The sequence below is a fragment of the Flavobacterium sp. UGB4466 genome, from assembly GCF_903469665.1.
GTDB classification, from domain to species: domain Bacteria; phylum Bacteroidota; class Bacteroidia; order Flavobacteriales; family Flavobacteriaceae; genus Flavobacterium; species Flavobacterium lipolyticum.
In genome coordinates, this window is record NZ_CAGKLC010000063.1 from 1 (window position 1) to 20,452 (window position 20,452).

A 20,452-nucleotide genomic window follows, 5' to 3' on the forward strand; every position below is an offset into this window, starting at 1 on the left:
GATATAGATTTTTTCGCATTACTAAAGTACTGCAATAAATTGCAGGGTTTTAAACCCGAATCTGAGACCAATAAAAAGAGACTGTATCCCAACGGATACAGTCTCTCTCTTTTTATAGCAGCCTAAATTACTGTTTTATGATTTTTTGGGTGAAAGTTTTCTTCGCTGAAGAAGTTACATTAAGAAAATATACTCCTCTTGTTTTCCCCGATAAATTAATTGTTTTTTCGGTGTTGTTTCCTCCGGCAAAAGTTTCGGTATGAATCATTTTTCCTTCTGCGCTATGAACGGTAACCGTATAATTGTCGGCCGTAGATGGTGTTACCACATGAAAAACATTAGTGGAAGGATTTGGATATACCTGAACCCCTTTCAGATTGTTTATTTCTCTTGGTTTCGTTACCGTCAAATTAGGGCCGTTATCAATTTTTAAATTATCAAACCAGATTCTCGCTCCATACCCGGAAGTATTTTTAAATTTAAATAAAACATTTGTTTGCTGTTTTACGATACTCAGATCAATTTTTTCGGCTCTCCAATCGGAATCTTTGGTTGGAATCCAATCGTTCGTTTCATTTGTTTCGGTTGTTGCAGGATTGTCCTGAATTGGAGGTGAAACCGTTTGCAACTGTATTTGATTTTTAGAATATACATTCGTCCAGGTAACTCCACAATCTGAAGATACAAGAATATCAATCTTGTCGGGCGCTGGCTCAGGGTCATATACGCTTAAATACTGCGTATAAGCCAGATCAAAATACAAGTAAGGTGTTGCTGCGGAAGAAAAATCAACTGCTTTTAAAATTAGTTCATCAACCTTAGCGGTTGGGTTATCGGCATTATTAATTACCAGACAGGACAGATCTCCTTTGCCCACATCCGAACGTTTTTCCCATGTAATGGCATCCTCACCCGGATTAATGATTTCCCAATCCTGAATCGGAAAACTTTCCTCAAAATTTTCCAAGAATGGAAGACTGTTTTTACTTTTGACCACTACAACACCGGTTTTTGTCACCGTAGATCCCGTTCCATTTGCATTAGAAGCTGTCAAAGTCACATTGTAAGTTCCCGGACTATCATAAACTACAGCAGGATGTTTGCTTGTTGAAAAAGAAGGTGTCCCTCCCGGGAATGACCATACCCAGGCAGTAGGTTCTCCGGTTGAGTTGTCTTTAAATGCAATCGGAAGATCACTGCACTGCCTTTCATTTTTAATCAAAAATTCTGAAAACGGAGTTTCTTTGCTATCAAAATTGAATTTCAAATTATCAATCCAAATTCTCGCTCCATACCCGGAAGTATTTTTAAATTTAAATAAAACATTTGGTTCTCCTTTAAAATCAGAAAGAATCACTCGTTCGGTTCTCCAATGTGAATCTGAAGTTGGAATCCAGTTGTTTGCATCGTTGCTGACAAATGTTTCCAATTCAGTGTGCGTTTTTTTATAAACACTTTCCCAGGTTACACCACAATCTTTTGAAACCAGGACTTCAAGAACGTCCGGACTCACAGCATCAAACTTGGCATAAGCAACATCAAATGAAAAATCGGTTATTCCAACCGATAGATCTGCCGGTTTCAGAATGATTTCATCTACTTCATCTACTTTCTCATTATCAGCATTATTCATTACCATACAAGATGTAGAATTATGCCCTACTCCTGTACGCTGTTCCCAGGCTAATTTGTTATCGGGGTTAATAATTTCCCAGTCTGCAGGCGGAAAAGAACCTTCAAAACCTTCAATAAAAGAAGTTTTATAAGGATCAACAATAGTTATAAAATTGTTTCTGGTAAGTGTTGTCCCTATGCCTTTTGCATTTTTAGTAGTCAGTGTTACAGCATAAGATCCCGATACCTCATAGACTACTGTTGGATTCTGATCTGTAGAACTTGAAGGTGTCCCTCCGGGAAACGACCAATTCCATGAGGTAGGATTTCCTGTTGAAACATCTACAAATGGAGCTGTGATACTGGTACAGCGTGTATCTCTCATACTGGATGCAAAATCAGAAACCGGAGTAGCGACCTGATTAACAGCAACATTTACATTATCGATCCAAATTCGCGTTCCATAACCTGATACGTTCACAAAACGAATAGAAACATTGCTGTTCCCGATATAAGCAGTAAGATCGACTACTTCTTTTCGCCAATTGGCATCTGTAACCGGTATCCAATTATTGGCCTGTGCGGTAGGAACGGATGTGGTTTCTAATAATGTGTGTGTTTTCGAATAAACATCATTCCAGGTCTGTCCGCAATCTGTCGAGACCTGTACTTTTAAAACATCAGGGCTTACATCATCAAACTTGGTATAAGCCACATCAAAATACATTTGACTGTTTTGTCCGGCCGTAAAATCAAAATAAGGCAATCTGATATAATCCAAAGTTCCCAATACCGAATTATCAGCATTGTTCATGATCATGCACGAACTGTCATAATGCCCCACTCCTTTACGCTTTTCCCAACCAAGCCCTTTGTCCGGATTTGTAATTTCCCACCCCGAAGGCGGAAAAGCACCTGCAAAACTTTCCGTATAATTTGCATTTGATTTTTGATCTACTTCGATATAATTGGATACTTCTTTCGTATTTGTTCCTTGTGAGTTGGCTACTTTTAAAGTTACTTTATACTTTCCCGATGTGTTATAAGTCACCACCGGATTTTGATCTGTAGAGGTTGCCGGAGTTCCTCCTTCGAATGTCCAAACTCTTGAATTGGGCAATCCTAAAGAAACATCTTTAAAAACAATACTTTTACCTGCACAAATAGCGGTGGTACTACTGTTAAAATTAGCCGTCGGATTGCTTTCAATAACCCCTACTGCACTAAGATTAGCGGGCTCCCATAATACCCCTCTTGGATATTTAGCAACCGTTTTGTCTTCTAACCAATAGGTCATTGCATTCGTCTGATCGCGGGTATACATATTCTGACAATTGGTATTATAGTCCATGTGATTTTCGGCATTGGCATAAACTCCACAGCTGTTTAGTACGTTTCTGGTACAACCTTCGGCAACTTTCGTAGGAGGAGTATCGGCCATCCCGTCGTTTACCGGATCACAATCGTCCTGAAAAGTGTGTTTCAATCCAAAATAATGGCCAAACTCATGTGTCATTACCTTTGCAAAAGTAGCACTCGCGTGAGATCCGCAGGTACTCCCAATGTATCTGTGATTGAAAGCCACACGCGGTATGGCATCCTGAATGGGTAAAAAAGCATGTCCTGAACCAGTAGGCCCCTGTCCCGTATTGGGTTCATCCACCACCAAAACATCCAGATAATACCTGTTGTTTTTACCATACCAGATGTAGTCATAAATTTTAGCATCATAGCCGTCTGAAACATGTGCCTCGGGATGCCAGTCTAAACCCGGAATTTCTAAAGGATTGCCCTCCGGATCTACGGTTGCCAAGACAAACTGAATGTTCAGTTTACTTTTAACAGCGTCAAAACGAGGATCGGTTGTAGCATACTCCGGAAACAAACCATTAAAATCCTTATTTACCGTTAGCAGCGCATCGTCTATTCGGCATTTCATCTGCTCTTTGGTAAAAACATTATTAATATTAGTTCCGTCGGCCAGAATGTGAAACACGACCGGAACCATATAAGGAACAGTAGCGGCTTTCTTTGTATTCCCTTTTTTCCAGGTTTTAATTTTAGAAAGCGATTTCATAAATGCGGTCTCTTCCTTTTGGGATAATTGGGTTCCACAACCAATTGGGTTCTGGTTTTGCCCAAAAGAAATGCAGCATTGAAGCAGAAAAACTGCAGCAATAAAGTAGTTTTTTTTCAAAATAATGGTCTTTTTGTTAATTGTTATTCCAAATATAAAATCAACAGGTAATTTGTTAAAAAGATTAATTTTTAAAACAAATAAATCTTTAATTATTCATATTTGATAGTTTTTTTTTATAAAATTATTTAATTAACAACTGAAAAAAAGATATTATCTTATTGTAAAATAATTGTATGTTATCTAGTTTTTATTGTTTCGACCAATCCAAAAAAGAAAAAACATCATTCTAAAAATGTGTTTTTCACACAATTCAGAACTATTTTGAAAAAGAAGTAAAAGAACTCTTTCAGCATCCGAATACATTATCTTAAAAACTAAGAAAAAAACTACTATTGCAGTACTGAATTTAGAATCGCCTGAATGAGCCAGATTTATGCTACTTTAGACACAAAATCACTCTAATCTCCAAAACAAAGATTCCTAATATCTTAATTTCTTTGTTTTTTTTAAATATATTCTTCCTGAAAATTCATAAAATTTAGTAGCAAAAAAAACCTCCATTTTAAATATCTTAGCAGAATATTACCATCCTAAATAAAATCAACAAAAAATGGCTGAGCAATCTTCAATCCAGTGCCCCAATTGCGGCACACCAATCGATGTAAATGATGTTTTGAAACATCAATTGGAAGATAGTATCCGTAAAGAATTTCAACAAAAAGCCAGTGCTCAGTCCAAAGAGCTGGAACTTAAAAACGAGCAATTCGAAAAAGCAAAAGCTGAATTTGAGGCCAAGAAAAAACAGGAAAATGAACTTTTTGCCGAAAGACTGGAACGCGAGAGAAAAATAGCCGAAAAAGAAATTTCTCAGAAATTAAAAACCAAACTCGAAGAAGAAAACAAAGATCGTTTGCTTCTAATGGAAAAAGAACTTTCAGAGAAATCAGAGAAACTTCGCGAACTGAACAAAATGGAAGGTGAAATTGCGAAACTTCAACGTGAAAAACTCGAAATGAAGGAGGCTATCGAAACGGAAGCGCAAAAACAGCTTAACGCTACTTTGATTCTGGAACGTGACAAAATCCGAAAACAAGAAGAGGAAAAAAACGAACTAAAAATAAAAGAATACCAAAAACAGTCTGATGATCAGAAAAAGCTGATTGAGGAAATGAAACGCAAGCAGGAACAAGGCTCCATGCAATTGCAGGGTGAAGTCATGGAACTTGCGATTGAGGAATGGCTGGCCAGTAATTTTCCGTTAGACACTATCGACGAAGTAAAAAAGGGAGCCAATGGAGCCGACTGTCTTCAGGTTGTAAATACCCGAGAAGTACAAAATTGTGGTTCTATTTATTATGAAAGTAAGCGTACTAAAGCTTTCCAGCCTGCATGGATTGAGAAATTCAAGAATGATATCCGAACCAAAAAGGCCAATATTGGTGTTTTGGTCACTGAGGTGATGCCTGCCGGAATGGATCGTATGGGTATGCGCGATGGGATATGGATTTGTACTTATGAAGAATTTAAAGGACTAAGTGCTGTTTTACGTCAATCTCTCATACAAGTTAGCCAGGCCGTTCAGGCACAGGAGAACAAAGGAGATAAAATGTCTATGCTCTATGATTTTTTAACCAGCAATGAATTCCGCTTACAGGTAGAAGGAATTGTAGAGGGTTTTACGCAAATGCAAAGTGATTTGGAATCTGAAAAAAGAGCCATGCAGCGTATTTGGAAACAACGCGAAAAGCAAATTGAAAAAGTAGTGCACAATACGTTGGGAATGTACGGCTCGATTCGTGGTATTGCCGGAAATGCGGTTCAGACTGTACGAGCTTTAGAACTTGATTTTATTGAAGACGAAGAAGAACCGAAAACAAAAGAACTGGAATAATACCGATTGTATATACAATATAATCCAATTGCATTGTGCTGTTTTCCTATTACATCGGCATTCTATCAGAAAAAATCGGACTGAAATAGAAGTAAAATCGATATAATTACACAGCCTGTGTATTTTTTACCCTTTTCGGATATTATATAAAAACAATTTGCCATTCCAATCAGCGAATTTTCCTGAACAATACTGTTTATATCAGCATTAATCTTTGGAAATTTATCGCAATCGGAATGGCAAATTTAATTTTTATTTATAAAACAGAATTTAGTCTACTTTTCTAAAAACCAATAATTTCCCATCAGGATTAGAAAGTGTCAATCGTAAATTTTCAATTGAATAAGTAGTTGTTTTTTGCAATGTTTCTACAAATTCACCTTCTTTATTCGCCGGCATACAAGCCATCAAAGTCGAAATTACATCAGAGAATCTCAACAATCCTTTTTCGAAGAAAATTTTTCCTCCAATATTATTACAGCCTCCAAATCCTGAAAATCTATTTTCGGCTGAGTAAATTTCAATACGTGGCATTTCTTTTTGAAAGTCAGAAGAAGTCAATTTTCTTCCATTCAACTCCTCTAATACCCAGATATCGTGCAAGCGATAATCCGTAATATACTGACCACAACCGTTTAATGTTTTACCATTCATTTCTACTTTAACCGTGTAAGGCGAAACGGCACCTGACATTGAATCCGTACATTCGAATTGCTGAACAGTAATAGTAGCCTCTGTTTTTCCGCTTTTTACTCTATACATTTTTACATTAGCATCCATTGCCTTTATTGGTTCAACGGCATCAAAACTAATGGACTCCATTCCTTCTATCAATGATGTAAAAACAATTTTATCTTTTCCAAATTTCAATCCCCAAAATGGTTCATTTCCAGTAGCTTTAAAATAAACATTTAGATCTTCTTCTTCTGAAGTGGTTTGAGAAGTGGTTTCTTTCGTGTTTGTTTTTTTAACTGCAACCGACTTACAACTTAAGATCACAGACATTAGGGCGCATAGTAAAAGTACTTTTTTCATATCATTAAATTTTTTATTATGACTTCACACTAGAAAAAACCGAGCCAAAAATCAATACTGCCCGTTTTTTATGATTTTTTTAAGCAGAACCCAGTATTAAAATTAAGACAAATAATACAATTACTAAAATAAACTTAAAAACTAAAAATACTGCCAAACACTACCCCTTTATAATGCGAAGTAAAACAAATACACCTCTCGCATTGTCGAAAAAATTTACCAAACAACTAATTTCTGTATCTTTGAACTCTATTATTTTACTAAAAAAATGAATACACCTTTTCAAAAAGCCGGCCAGTTGATTGATGCTGAGAACGCTCAGGATCCTAATATCGAAATCGATCAAAATAGAGAGTATCCAAAAGAATTATTGTATTCTGATCGAATGTATAAACGATTGATGCAGTTTAAACCTGAAGCTTCAGAAGCTGTTCAAATTGCCTCAAAAGCACAACACATCTGCCGATGGAAAGTGGCACGCGAATCGTATCCAATGGATCGTGTCGGATATTTGAAATGGCGGGAAGAACTTAAAAAATTTCACGCAAAAACCACAGCCGCAATTCTGGAAAAAGCAGGCTATAATTCTGAATTTATCGATCGGGTTTCCTTTTTAATTGAAAAGAAGCTTCTAAAAAAAGATGCCGAAACACAACTGTTGGAAGATGTAATTTGTTTGGTTTTCTTAGAATATTATCTGGATCCGTTTGTACACAAACACGATGAAGAGAAACTCAAAAACATCATTAAGAAGACCTGGGATAAAATGTCTGACAAAGGACATCAGGAAGCCTTGAAGATTAGTTATACTGAAGAAAACTTAAATCTGATAAAAGCCTCTTTAGGTCTTTAACTTCATTTTAAATTAAGGTAAATTCCTTTCGGTATCTTCTGCATAATTCTTCATTCCTATTACGTATATTTGCTTAGTCAATTTAGACCAATATACGTAGGGTCTTGAAGTAACAATTAAATAAATAATGAGTAAAACGATTCGGGTAGTCCTCGCGGATAATCATGTTTTTGTAAGGGACGGAATAAAATCTTTGTTGGAAAACGAAGTAAACATAGAAGTTGTAGGCGAAGCTACAGATGGGATCGATACGCTCGAAGCTGTTGCAGCAAGTGAGCCAGACTTACTTATACTAGACATACGCATGCCGCATTTAACCGGTATTGAAGTAGTAGAAAAACTTAGAAGTGAAAATAATAAGGTTAAGATTATTATACTTACCACACATGAATCTGAAGAATATGTACTAGGTGCATTGAAAGCAGGTGCCGAAGGATATTTACTAAAAGATTCCAGCAAAGAAGAATTTTTAAAAGCCTTACATACCGTTTTAAACGGAGGAAAATATTACAGCGGTGATGTTTCCGGAATTTTGATTCATCACTTTGTGCATTGTACTGTTTCATTAGGGCGTAAACAAGCTTTAGCCGAAGAAATCACGATTACCAAGAGAGAAAAAGAAATTCTGTCTCTTTTATTATCCGGAAAAGGAAATAAGGAAATTGGCGAAACCCTTAAAATCAGTAAGCGTACTGCCGAAGTTCATCGCTTTAACTTAATGAAAAAACTAAAAGTAAAAAACCTGATGGAGCTTTCAAACAAAGCAACTGAGTATTCTTTGCTATAAAAATTACGTACAATTACGTAATCTATTTGCTAAAAATCGTGATATGCAATCGGCCCTCTTTCGAAATGAAAGTGGGCTTTTTTTTGCTATTCAAACTTCCCAATCACACCTTTTTAATTAGTATATTTGAGAGGGTCTTTTCCAAGACAGGAAAATCAGCTTATGAAAATTATAGCGTGGAATTGTAATATGGCATTCAGAAAAAAAGCAGCATTCCTTGACGCTTACAATGCTGATATTGTTGTCATTTCGGAATGTGAAAATCCTGAAAATCTAAAGTTCAGTCCCGGAACAAAATTACCAAACGACATGCTTTGGTACGGAACCAATCCGCACAAAGGACTTGGTGTTTTTTCCTATAGTAATTACAGGTTTGAATTGTTAGACTGTCATAATCCATTGTTCAAAAACATTTTACCCATAGCGGTAACCGGCGGAGATATTGATTTTACTTTGTTTGCCATTTGGGCCAATAATCCTCAGGACAAAGACGGACAATATGTAACTCAGGTATGGAAAGCGATTCATTATTATGAAGATCTGATCACCGAAAATAGAACCATTTTAATGGGAGATTTCAACAGCAACACGATTTGGGATAAACCCCGAAGAGAAGCCAATCATACCTCCGTTGTAGATAAACTGGGCAAACAACAAATTTTTAGTACCTATCACAAATACTTCAATCAAATACAAGGTAAAGAAGAGCATCCTACTTTATATCTTTACCGGCATGAAAACAAACCCTACCACCTTGACTACTGCTTTGCCTCACAAGATTTCATGAAAGTTTTAGAAAGTGTGGAAGTGGGCACTTATCGCGATTGGATGATGTACAGCGATCATATTCCTTTAATCATTAATTTCAATATATAAATCATGACCAACACCTGGACCGAACGGTGGAACGACCGTTACAGCGCCGAAGAATTTGCTTACGGCACCGCACCCAACAATTATTTAAAAGAGTCATTAGAAAAACAAGACCCCGGAACAATTCTTTTTCCCGCTGAGGGAGAAGGTCGAAATGCCGTTTATGCAGCTAAACTGGGCTGGACAGTTTCAGCATTTGATATTAGTTCGGAAGGCAAAAACAAAGCCCTTAAACTTGCCGAATCCGAAAATGTCATTCTGGATTATCAGGTTGGAGAACTCGAAACCTTAGAATATCAGCCGGGGCAATTCGATGCTATTGCTTTAATTTATGCACACTTTCCCGCAGAAATTAAATCGTCAATTCATAAAACACTTGATCAATACCTGCGCAAAGGCGGCTGTATCATTTTTGAAGCTTTCAGTAAAAAACATTTAGACTATCTCGCCATAAATGATAAAGTTGGCGGACCAAAAGATATTGCTTCTCTGTTTTCAATGGAAGAAATCCAATCTGATTTTCCCAATTATGAGATCGTCACACTGGAAGAAAAAGAAATTGAACTCAATGAGGGCCTTTTTCATAACGGAAAAGGTTCCGTAATCCGATTTATCGGAAAGAAAAAGTAATTCGTTATACAAACATTTGTAGAGACGCTGCAATGCGTCTCTACACCACACCTCTCCACCCTCAACCAAATGTGTTCTGCCCTCTCCGATCACAACTGAAAAATATCTAAAACAATATTCCGAATAAGAAGCTGTTTCCAGCTGTTCGTTGTATCTTTTGTCCCGAACCCCGGTACAAAAGGATGTCACTACCATCTGGGCTAGTGAGCTCAGTGTACAGTTTACAGTTTACAGTACACAGTTTGCATTTCACAATTAGCAATTAACAATTAACAATCAACTCCTCCCATTTTCCATGTAGAATTGTTAAGGAATTTTGACATACAATTTTGACAACCCATACAAACAATTCACTTTCAAATACTTAATATCAAAATTTATCCGAAAACTTAACATTACAAGACTTGTTTTATCATTATCTTTACTTAACTATAAATTAACCATTTGATTACATTGCCAGTAATTAACCTTATCTAAAAGCGTATTAAATATGGAAAACAAAACCGAAGAAACGAATCCTGAGAAGATCGATTCACCAAAAACTGAAACCATTCAACCTGTTACTGATAATGTAAAACCTGTTACCGCTCCTGTTAAAAAAGCACCCGTTCGTAAAGCACCAGCTACCAGAACAACAGCAGCAAAGCCAGCAGCAACTAAACCGGCAACGGTAAAAGCTCCGGCGGCTTCTGTTGCAAAAGCTGCAACGACGACCACAGCAAAAGGCCCTGCCAAAGCGGTTATAAAACCGGCAGCAGTGACTACACCTAAACCAGCCGTACAGAAAACACCAGCAAAAACCGCAGCTGCACCAGCTGTTAAGCCAGTAGAAAAATCGGCTACTGAAACAGCTGTTTCTAAACCAAAAGAAGAAAATACTAACCAGGCGGTTAAAATCGAAGATAAAGCTGCTAAAAAAGCCAAAAAAGTGAAAGACAAAGAAAAAGAAAAAGCCAAAAAGAAACTGGCTAAGAAAAAAGAGAAAGCTAAAAAAGATAAACAGAAAGAAAAAGCTAAAAAGGCAAAACTAAAAGCTGCAGCCAAGAAAAAAGAAAAAGCAAAAAAAGCAAAGGAAAAGGCTAAAGCCAAAAAAATTGCAAAAAAGAAAGCAAAGGCTAAAAAAAAGGCAAAAGCTAAAAAGAAAAAATAATACTAAAAAAGGTTTGACTTTATAAAAGTTGAACCTTTTTTTATATAGCTAAGGAGTGAATAAAAAGGTTGAAAAACCAATAGTATAAATATTGTGCAGCGCACTATAATCTAAGTTAAGAGAGAATATTGCCCTGAAAAAGCAAGAACAACTTTTACATTGTGTTTAGGCTTTTGCCCTTTCAGGGCCTAAAACATCTTTTCACCATTCATACATAGCGCTTCGCGCCATGCTACGGCTAAGGCTCTTTCAAAGCAACTTTTTATCTTGATCTTACCTAACTCTCGTCACCCTTACAAGTTTAAATTCTGAAAAATAAATTCATCGTCAAAATGTTCCTGAAAATAGGAGATCCAGTCTGAAGTGTTTCTTACTACTTCACCAATTACAATAATAGCAGGTGATGTCATACTTTTTTCGGAAGCCAATTTTACAATGGTATCAATCGTTCCGACTACTTTCTGTTCCGATTCTTTTGTACCGTTTTGGATAATGGCAATAGGCAGATTGTCTTTCCTATTCTCCTGATAAATCGATATGATTTCAGTTAGTTTATGCATTCCCATCAAAATAATTACGGTCGCCGCCGATTGAGAAGCCAAATGAATATCCTTAGATAATTTATGATCAGAAGTCGTTCCTGTAATGACCCAAAAACTTTCAGCTACCTTACGCTGCGTTATGCTAATTCCAGCCGAAGCCGGAACTCCTAAAGCAGATGAGATTCCGGGAACAATGTCTGTTTCAATTCCAAACTGTTCTGCAAATTCAATTTCTTCACTTCCTCTTCCAAAAACAAACGGATCACCTCCTTTTAAGCGAACCACATGTCCGTAACGTCTTGCCATCGAAACAATCAATTCGTTAATCTGATCCTGTGTGTAAGCATGACAGCCCAATCGTTTTCCAACAAAAATAATTTCGGCATTTGAGGCGTATGTTAATAATTCTTCATTGACTAATGCATCATACAAAACGACTTTGGCGCTTTTTAAAACTTTTATCGCTTTAATGGTAATCAGTTCGGCATCACCCGGTCCTGCTCCAACAATCGTTAACTTTGGTATTTTCAAACTTTGCATAACGGTTTAACTTAGATTGACATTCAAATCGTCTAATTCGTCAGCCGAATTAATTCTGCTTAGGTGAAAAACTTCACTTTCTTCCAGATTAATAATCTGGTGTGGTATTCTTTCCAGCAAATCCATCACTTTTAATTCATTACCATCAATGGCTTTTTTAATAAAAGGAATCATTATTCTGGAATAAATTCCTATTAGCGGATGCATGCGGCTTTCTGAAGCAAAAACTGTAATTCCGGCTTCTTCTGTATGTTTAGAAAGAAGTTCCTGCAATAATTCTGTTGAAATTAACGGAATATCACAACTCAAAATCAGATTAAATTCGGTTTCAGATTGTAGTAAGGCTGTATAAATTCCTCCTAGCGGACCTTTATCTGCAATAACATCCGGTATTTTTGGATAAGTGAGATAATCATATTCTTTAGATTCTGTGATTAATACAATCTTTTGAGTTACGGGTAAAATGGCTCCGATAATGTGCTCTATAAACGGCTTTTTCCGAAACAAAACCAATCCTTTCTCCGACTGCAGCTGAGAACTTTTTCCTCCACAAAGAATAAATGCTGTAAGTGTTTCCATGATTTTATTATTTTGTTTCAGGTTTCAAGTTTAAAGTTTAAAGTTTCAGGTTTCAGGTTTCAGGTTTAAAGTTTCAGGTTTAAAGTTTCAGGTTTCAGGTTTCAAGTTTCAGGTTTCAAGTTTCAGGTTTCAAGTTTCAGGTTTCAAGTTTCAGGTTTCAAGTTTGCTCCTAGTCTAATCACTAAGATCGAAAACTCATAACTCATAACTCATAACTAATAACTACCTCTTCTTTCACCCTATAAATTTAGCTTAATTCTTTGGAATAGTCCTTCAAAAATCAATTTGGTTTGATGATTAGCACTTAAAATGAACTGATTTACTTCTAAATTTTAAAGATTTTGACTGGTTCGAAATGGTCTCTCTTATTAATCTATTATGAAACTTCTTAGACCAAAAAACACTTTATCAGACGTTTTTGCATTATTTTAAAATTAGGTAAGCCATTAAAAACTAGAAAACTAAGTATAAAGTACTACATTTTTTAACATAAAAAAAGACAAGCTATTATTTTTAAACTTCTTCAAACAAAACAATTAAACCACTCACAGTCAGTATGTTAAAAACATGTAAATCATACAAAAAACTCCCTGGTTTGTACTTTCTCAAAAAAAAAATAAACAAATTTTTGGTTTTTATTATATTAAAATTAACTTTGTCTATAGGATTAGTAGAGTTTAAAGTAATATTTGAAACCAAAAAAATCATATTTTGAAAACAACCGAAAACAGATCGTATTACATTCTTCCTAAAAAATATACATATAACACTTTTTGTTATATGTGCATCTGTTGCTAAACCTCTGCCCTTTTTTTCGTTTGCCTTCGATTTCTCTTTTACATCGAATCGTTTAAAAAACGAATTTTTAAATATACACAAGATTCCATATTGAAATTTCAAAGTCGGTTTGACACATTTGTTTGTGTCAAAATGAGCACTGAAACTATACCTATATCTTAAAAAAAATGACTAACCATTAAAAAAAAACAAAATGAAAAACATGCACAGCTGTTGCTGTAAATAAAAAAAGCCATTTCTGCGGCAACAGAAATGGCAAGGCTTAAAGAATATTTATCACTAAACCAAGAATATGATCAGAGAGTTGAAAATTCAACTTTCAGGGCTTCTTGTTCATTAATTAAACCAGTACAAAGAAATGAAAAAAAAATTAAAAATATACTCATTCTTATTTCTCCTGCTCCTATCGGCGGGAATTAATGCCCAAAACACAACACCTCTTATTCAATCGAAACTCGACGGAACGGTTGTAGATGATATCACCAACCAACCCATTATTGGCGCTTCGGTAGTAATTAAAGGAACTACACACGGCGTTCAGACGGATGCCGAAGGGAAATTTTATTTTCAAACCGGACAGAAATTCCCTTACACCTTAATTATAACCTACATCGGATACAAAAAATCAGAGATTATAGTCGAAAAAAATCCGATCACGATTCATTTAAAAGAAGAACGTCAGGAGCTGGATGAACTGGTAGTTGTTGGGTACGGATCTCAAAAAAGAAAAGACATTACAGGTTCAGTCGCTTCAGTTCCAAAAGCCAATTTAAGTCAGGTGACCTCATCGGCAGATAACTTACTTCGAGGGGCTATACCGGGAGTGGTAGTTACACAAAGTTCGGGTCGTCCCGGTGCTTCATCCAGTGTTCGGATTAGAGGAGGAAACTCAATTACAGCCGGTAACGAACCGCTTTATGTGGTGGATGGAATTTTAATTTATAACGACAATAACAACAGTACGGCCGGAGTTGCCAATGCAGGAGCTACTGTCAATGTACTTTCGACGATTAATCCGGGTGATATCGAATCTATTGAAGTACTAAAAGATGCATCTGCAACGGCTATTTATGGATCACGCGGGGCAAACGGCGTGGTGATTATCACTACTAAAAAGGGAACAAAAGGTCAGGATAACATTTCCTATCAGGGCTATATTGGATTCCAAAATGTGTCGAAAAAGCTGAACTTAATGAATGCCAGCCAATGGGCAAGCTTACGCAATGATGTTCAGGCCAGTATTGGTCAGGCGCCTTCTTTTTCTGCTGCCCAGATCGAAGCTTTAAAAACTTCAGGAGGATACGACTGGCAATCGGCGGTTTTTAGAACTGCGGCACCGATTCAAAATCATCAATTGTCCTTTTCAGGAGGTGATGATCGTTCAAGGTATGCCATTTCAGCGGGGTATTTTCAACAGGACGGAATTGTAATTGCCTCCGATTTTAAACGTATTTCGTTACGTGTCAACTACGAAAGAAACTATTCTCCTAATTTTAAATTTGGTGTGAATGCCAACTACAGCAATTCGGTTGCCAATGGTATTGGTACCAATGGCGGTTCTTCTGCCGGAAGACAGCCTAATCCGTTAGTGGTTGCTTTGTATCAGCCACCCGTAGTTCCGATCAAAAATCCTGACGGAAGCTATAATCTGACCAATAATCCCTATGCAACGGCTGTTAACGGGATAATTGCCAATCCGATAAATGATCTGGTGAGCACCACCAATGAAACTAAAATCAACCGAATTCTGACCAGTTTATTCGGTGAATATAAAATCACCAAAAAACTGACTGCAAAAGTTGCTGTCAGCGGTGATGTCATCAATACCAAACAAAATTACTATGCTCCGGCAACCACCGCTACCGGTGCCGGAACGAAAGGCTTTGGTTCTGTTGGAGACCGATTGGTGAGCTCTGTACTGAATGAAAACACTTTGAACTATAACACTAATTTTGGCGATAATCATAAATTTTCAGCCTTAGGCGGGTATACGCTTCAGTACACGCAAGGGGAAGTGGTTAATGCAGGAGCTCAATTCTTTGTAAACGATGCCAATACTTACAATGCTTTGCAAGACGGAGTTCCGGTAAAACCCTCTACGGATGCTTTCGAAAGTGTCTTAAAATCCTGGCTGACCAGGGTGAATTATTCGTATAAAGGAAAATACAACTTTACGCTTTCCGGCCGCGCAGACGGATCTTCAAGATTTGGTTCAAAATCGCTTTGGGGTTATTTCCCTTCAGCAGGATTTTCCTGGAATATCACAGAGGAATCTTTCGCCAATAATATCAAGGGTTTAACGGAAACTAAACTAAGAATAACAGCCGGAACTACCGGTAATCAGGAAATTGGAAATTACCTTTCTCTGGCTCAGATGGGGTCTGTAAATTATGCTTACGGAGGAACACTGCAAACCGGTTTAGCTCCTACCCGACTGGCCAATTCAGATTTGAAATGGGAGAAAACAAATCAATATAATGTAGGATTAGATTTGTCTTTATTAGACCGCAAAATCAATTTTGTTTTTGATGTATATTACAAAAAAACAAACGATTTACTAATCAATGTACCTGTTCCGCTGATTTCAGGATATGCAACTGTATTACAAAACATTGGCGGTGTTGAAAATAAAGGTATCGAGATTGGTCTGATCACGGAAAATCTAAAAACAGAACACTTTTCATGGAATTCTAACTTTGTTTTCTCTGCCAATAAAAACAAAGTAGTGGCTATCGGAAACGGAGTCGATCAATTTTTTCCTGTAGTACCAAACGGATCTTTATTACAGCAGCAACCCGTAACCGTAAAAGTAGGATTGCCACTGGGAACTTTCTGGGGATACAAAACCAATGGCATTTTCCAAACGCAGGAAGAAGTCAACACTCAGCCTAAAATAAACAGTTTAGCCAATACAAAAATTGGAGACCGAAGATATGTAGATACTAACGGAGATGGTGTAATTACAGCTTTGGACAAAGGAAATCTTGGAAGTTCACAACCAAAATTTGTCGGAAGTTTTAGCAACACCATTTCTTATCATGACTTTGATCTTAATTTTTCTTTTCAGGGATCTTATGGCGGTAAAGTATTCAATGCTTTAAATCAGCAATTGGAAATTTCGACCCTGGGTACCAATGCGAATGTAACTTTAGAAGACCGCTGGACACCAGCAAATCCGAGCAACGAAGTTCCAAGAGCCACCAGTTCTCCATTGGGGATTGTTTCAGAACGTTATATAGAAGATGCTTCTTTCTTAAGATTAAAACTAATCACCTTAGGCTATACTTTACCGAAAAGCCTTTCCAAAAGACTGGGTGCTAAGAGCGTTAAATTTTATGTCTCTGCCGAAAACTTAATTACATGGACCAAATACACCGGATACGATCCTGAAGTAAGCTCCTACGAACAAAACAACTTATACCCGGGAATTGATTTTGGCGCTTATCCCAATTCAAAAACATTCATCTCAGGCCTGAACGTAACTTTTTAAGTAAAAAAATACAAAATGAAAAAGATTTTTATAACATTCCTATTGAGTGCCGGACTATTGGTATCGTGCACCGATTTAGAGGTCACCCCTACCTCATTTGTAACCGAAGACAACTACTTTAAAACTCAGGACGATGCCATTGCTAGTGTGACTGCTGTTTATGCTTCATTGAGCCTTGATCCGGGAGAACAGAGTTTATTTGGCCGAAATTTATATTTCCTGACCGACATGGCATCTGATTATGCCGCAGCGGGAGTTTCGGCAACCAATCCGCAGGTGAGAGCTTTAAGCAGCCTGACTCATGATGCCACTTCTGATCGTGTTCAGGTGGCGTGGCGTCAAATCTACGCCGGAATAAACAGAGCCAATGTTGCTATCGATAATATACCAAAAGTAGCCGGTTCAGACGCTGTTAAAAACAGATTGATTCTCGAGGCTAAATTCATCCGGGGTTTATTGTATTTTCAGGCAGTACGCCTTTGGGGCGGAGTTCCAATCGTATTGCATGAGCCTACTTCTATTCAATTGGAAAGTTTAAAATCGAAAAGAGCCACTGTAGCGGAAGTATATACCCAAATTATTTCAGATTTAAAAGATGCTGAAGCATTACCATCCACTTATCCTGCAACAGATGCCGGACGTGCTACAGCGGGAGCAGCAAAAGCCATTCTGACCAAAGTTTATCTCACAAGAAAAGACTATCCGAATGCTATTTTAAAAGCCAGAGAAGTCATCAATGGCGGTTATGGATATGCGCTTTTTGAAAATTTCCAGGATATTTTTACCAAAACCAAAAAGAACGGGAAAGAACACATTTTCTCCGTTCAGTTTGAACCCAACCAAGCTGGAAACGGCTCCAGCGGAAGTACTTTTCAGGCCACTTCTTTTACCGGATTTACGGCTACAGAACCTGCCGATATTATTTCGGATGTTGCTTTGTTTTATGATATTTATGCTGCCGGCGATACCAGAAGAGATGTAAGTTATGCCAAACAATTACCAATTCCTGGTACCGCAAACGTATATACTTTTCCGAAACCGATCTTCAAAAAGTATCTGGATTTAACGAATCTGGCCACTCCGTCTAACGTCTCAATCAATTTTCCGATAATTCGTTATGCCGACATTTTATTGTCTTTAGCGGAAGCCATAAACGAACAGGGAGCACCAACGCCCGAGGCCTACGAGTTAATCAATCAGGTAAGAAGAAGGGCTTTCGGGAAACCAATTAACACACCAGATGTTACGGTGGACTTAACCGGATTAACACAAACGTCTTTCAGGGCTGCCCTACAGGAAGAGCGCAAAAAAGAATTTGTTCAGGAAGGACAACGCTGGTTTGATTTGGTTCGCTGGGGAACTTTGGTTACCGAAGTCAAAAAAGTACTGGCCAAAAATTCTGTTTCCGAACGAAATAATTTATACCCGATTCCACAAAGCGAAAGAAACATCGATCCAATCGGATTACCACAAAACCCCGGATATTAATTAACATAACCCTAAAAACTAATAGATTATGAAAAAATTTAAACCCAATAGTAAAATTAAAAGTCCGCAAAAAGGGCTTTTATTTACTGCCTTGCTTGCAGCACAATTTAATTTTGCGCAAAACAATCCCAATGCTGATTTTAAAGGCGTTATAGGTAAAACTTTAGCCGATTCGAAAGAATATTGGCCTGAGCCTGTAAAAGCACCAACGGGTGCCCCAAATATTGTCTGGATCTTGCTGGATGATGTTGGATTTGGTGCCTCTAGTGCTTTTGGAGGCCTTATTCAAACGCCCACTTTTGACAATCTGGCGAATAATGGTTTACGCTACACGAATTTTCACACTACAGCCATTTGTGCTCCTACCCGTTCAGCTATTTTAACGGGAAGAAATTCGGGGAAAGTACACGTAAGCGGATTCTCTCACACCGTTTTATCGGCTGGTTTCCCTGGTTGGGACGGAAGAATTCCATCTGATAAAGGTACGATTGCCGAAATCCTGAGAGACAAAGGATACAATACTTTTGCCGTAGGAAAATACGGTTTGACTCCTGATGAAGAAGCAACTGATTCCGGACCATTTGACAGATGGCCTACCGGAAAAGGCTTCGAACACTTCTACGGTTTCTTAGGGTCACAAACCGATCAGTACAAACCGGATTTGGTGGAAGACAATGCACACGTTACTCCTGACGGAAGACATTTAACCGACCAGATTACAGACAAAGCCATTAGCTATATCACCAAACAGCACAAGGCTGCACCAGACAAACCTTTCTTTTTGTACTATGCACCTGGCGCTGTTCACGCACCTCATCAGGTGGCAGAATCCTGGAGCGAACCTTACAAAGGAAAATTTGATGAAGGCTGGGATGCTTATCGCGAAAAAGTACTGGCCAACCAGAAAAAATTAGGCGTAGTTCCTGCTAACGCTGTATTGCCGGAGCGTAACCCGTTGATTACCGACTGGAAAAAACTAACACCCGATCAAAAGAAAGTGTACGCCCGATTCATGGAAGTCTATGCCGGATATCTTACCTATACCGATCATGAAATTGGACGTATCGTCGAGCATTTAAAACAAACCAATCAACTCGATAATACTTTAATTTTTGTGGCAATTGGCGACAATGGTGCCAGTAAAGAAGGTACTACACAAGGAACCATCAACCAAAGTCTGTTTGCTCAGGGCGGATCTGATGAAGAAAACCTTCAGAAAAACTTAAACAACATTGGTGAAATCGGAACGGCAAAAGGACTCAATACCAATTATCCGCTGGGATGGGCTCAGGCCACCAATGTTCCGTTTAAAAACTGGAAACAAGATGCACAATCGGAAGGGGGAACACGTAACCCATTGATCGTTTTTTATCCGAAAGGAATTAAAGACAAAGGCGGAATCAGAAATCAATACAGCCACGTAACCGATCTGCTGCCGACAACTTTAGACATTGCCGGAATTAAAGCTCCGGAATATATCAGAGAAATAAAACAAGATGCTATTCAGGGATCTACCTTTTATGCTTCGCTAAACGATGCCAAAGCACCTTCTTTGCATACCGTTCAGTACTACTATATTTTCGGAAACAGAGCCATCTACAAAGATGGCTGGAAAGCGGGAGCAGCTCACCTGCCGGACTCTTTTGCGGTAAAAAAATCATTGGGTAAAAACGAAAAACCGGCCGAAAGTAATTTTGACGCAGACGTATGGGAATTGTACAACCTGAACGAAGATTTCAACGAACGTAACGATCTGGCTAAAAAATATCCTGAAAAATTAGCCGAGCTTAAAAAACTGTTTGATGAACAAGCCAAAGAAAACAATGTTTATCCATTGATTGACTGGCAGGATGTGTACAACAGAAGAATACACAACACCACAGCCGACAAAGGAAAAACATTACAGGATCTCATCCAACAGGCGACCAGACCCGCAAATTCAAAATAATTAACCCAATAAAGATTCAGGTCTTTTGTCAATGTATTAAAGACCTGAATCCCTTTCAATTCCAATCCACATGAAAAAAACAGATTATGAAATT

At 37.7% G+C, this 20,452-nt stretch carries 13 protein-coding genes; 9 read left to right on the forward strand and 4 right to left on the reverse strand.

The genetic code is table 11. From position 1 onward, the window contains the following. Positions 1-127: 127 nt before the first annotated feature. Positions 128-3,811 (reverse strand): PKD domain-containing protein, encoded by a 3,684-nt coding sequence (locus JO950_RS14780; protein ID WP_202703353.1) that lies wholly within the window; start codon positions 3,809-3,811, stop codon positions 128-130. A 553-nt stretch (positions 3,812-4,364) separates the two neighbouring features. Between JO950_RS14780 and JO950_RS14785 the strand changes: the two genes are divergently transcribed. Continuing rightward, positions 4,365-5,645: a DUF2130 domain-containing protein gene (locus tag JO950_RS14785; protein WP_017495971.1), complete on the forward strand. Its 1,281-nt coding sequence runs from the start codon at positions 4,365-4,367 to the stop codon at positions 5,643-5,645. 270 nt (positions 5,646-5,915) lie between these two features. On the opposite strand, the gene JO950_RS14790 is transcribed toward JO950_RS14785, so the two are convergent. Continuing rightward, positions 5,916-6,680 carry an META domain-containing protein gene (locus JO950_RS14790; RefSeq protein ID WP_202703354.1) on the reverse strand — a complete coding sequence of 255 codons (765 nt, stop codon included), beginning with the start codon at positions 6,678-6,680 and terminating at the stop codon, positions 5,916-5,918. Between the two features lie 268 nt (positions 6,681-6,948). Between JO950_RS14790 and JO950_RS14795 the strand changes: the two genes are divergently transcribed. From JO950_RS14795 to JO950_RS14815, 5 genes are all read left to right on the forward strand, one after another. Continuing rightward, complete coding sequence (locus tag JO950_RS14795; RefSeq protein ID WP_202703355.1) at positions 6,949-7,533, forward strand: DUF4202 domain-containing protein; 585 nt, start codon at positions 6,949-6,951, stop codon at positions 7,531-7,533. A gap of 127 nt (positions 7,534-7,660) precedes the next feature. Further along, positions 7,661-8,320, forward strand: coding sequence for a response regulator transcription factor (locus JO950_RS14800; RefSeq protein WP_026109934.1), 660 nt, complete (start codon positions 7,661-7,663; stop codon positions 8,318-8,320). 162 nt (positions 8,321-8,482) lie between these two features. Then, on the forward strand, positions 8,483-9,196 hold the full coding sequence (locus tag JO950_RS14805) for an endonuclease/exonuclease/phosphatase family protein (RefSeq protein ID WP_202703356.1): 714 nt from the start codon (positions 8,483-8,485) through the stop codon (positions 9,194-9,196). Between the two features lie 3 nt (positions 9,197-9,199). Beyond that, complete coding sequence (locus JO950_RS14810) at positions 9,200-9,823, forward strand: bifunctional 2-polyprenyl-6-hydroxyphenol methylase/3-demethylubiquinol 3-O-methyltransferase UbiG (RefSeq protein ID WP_202703357.1); 624 nt, start codon at positions 9,200-9,202, stop codon at positions 9,821-9,823. 490 nt (positions 9,824-10,313) lie between these two features. Continuing rightward, a complete protein-coding gene (locus JO950_RS14815; protein WP_202703358.1) occupies positions 10,314-10,973 on the forward strand; it encodes a hypothetical protein in 660 nt (219 codons plus the stop codon). Between the two features lie 293 nt (positions 10,974-11,266). On the opposite strand, the gene cobA is transcribed toward JO950_RS14815, so the two are convergent. Together cobA and JO950_RS14825 are read right to left on the reverse strand one after the other, a co-directional pair. After that, positions 11,267-12,055: a uroporphyrinogen-III C-methyltransferase gene (gene cobA, locus JO950_RS14820; protein WP_202703359.1), complete on the reverse strand. Its 789-nt coding sequence runs from the start codon at positions 12,053-12,055 to the stop codon at positions 11,267-11,269. 6 nt (positions 12,056-12,061) lie between these two features. Continuing rightward, positions 12,062-12,634 (reverse strand): molybdenum cofactor guanylyltransferase, encoded by a 573-nt coding sequence (locus JO950_RS14825; protein ID WP_202703360.1) that lies wholly within the window; start codon positions 12,632-12,634, stop codon positions 12,062-12,064. A gap of 1,156 nt (positions 12,635-13,790) precedes the next feature. On the opposite strand from JO950_RS14825, the gene JO950_RS14830 reads away from it, so the two are divergent. From JO950_RS14830 to JO950_RS14840, 3 genes are read left to right on the forward strand one after another with little or no spacing between them, the layout of a single operon-like run. Beyond that, the gene (locus JO950_RS14830) at positions 13,791-16,922 is read left to right on the forward strand and encodes a TonB-dependent receptor (RefSeq protein WP_202703361.1); all 3,132 of its coding nucleotides are present in this window, start codon (positions 13,791-13,793) and stop codon (positions 16,920-16,922) included. Positions 16,923-16,937: 15 nt separating this feature from the next. Continuing rightward, positions 16,938-18,410, forward strand: a complete 1,473-nt coding sequence (locus JO950_RS14835; RefSeq protein ID WP_202703362.1) for a RagB/SusD family nutrient uptake outer membrane protein — start codon at positions 16,938-16,940, stop codon at positions 18,408-18,410. Between the two features lie 28 nt (positions 18,411-18,438). Beyond that, positions 18,439-20,358 (forward strand): arylsulfatase, encoded by a 1,920-nt coding sequence (locus JO950_RS14840; RefSeq protein ID WP_202703363.1) that lies wholly within the window; start codon positions 18,439-18,441, stop codon positions 20,356-20,358. Positions 20,359-20,452 lie beyond the last annotated feature (94 nt).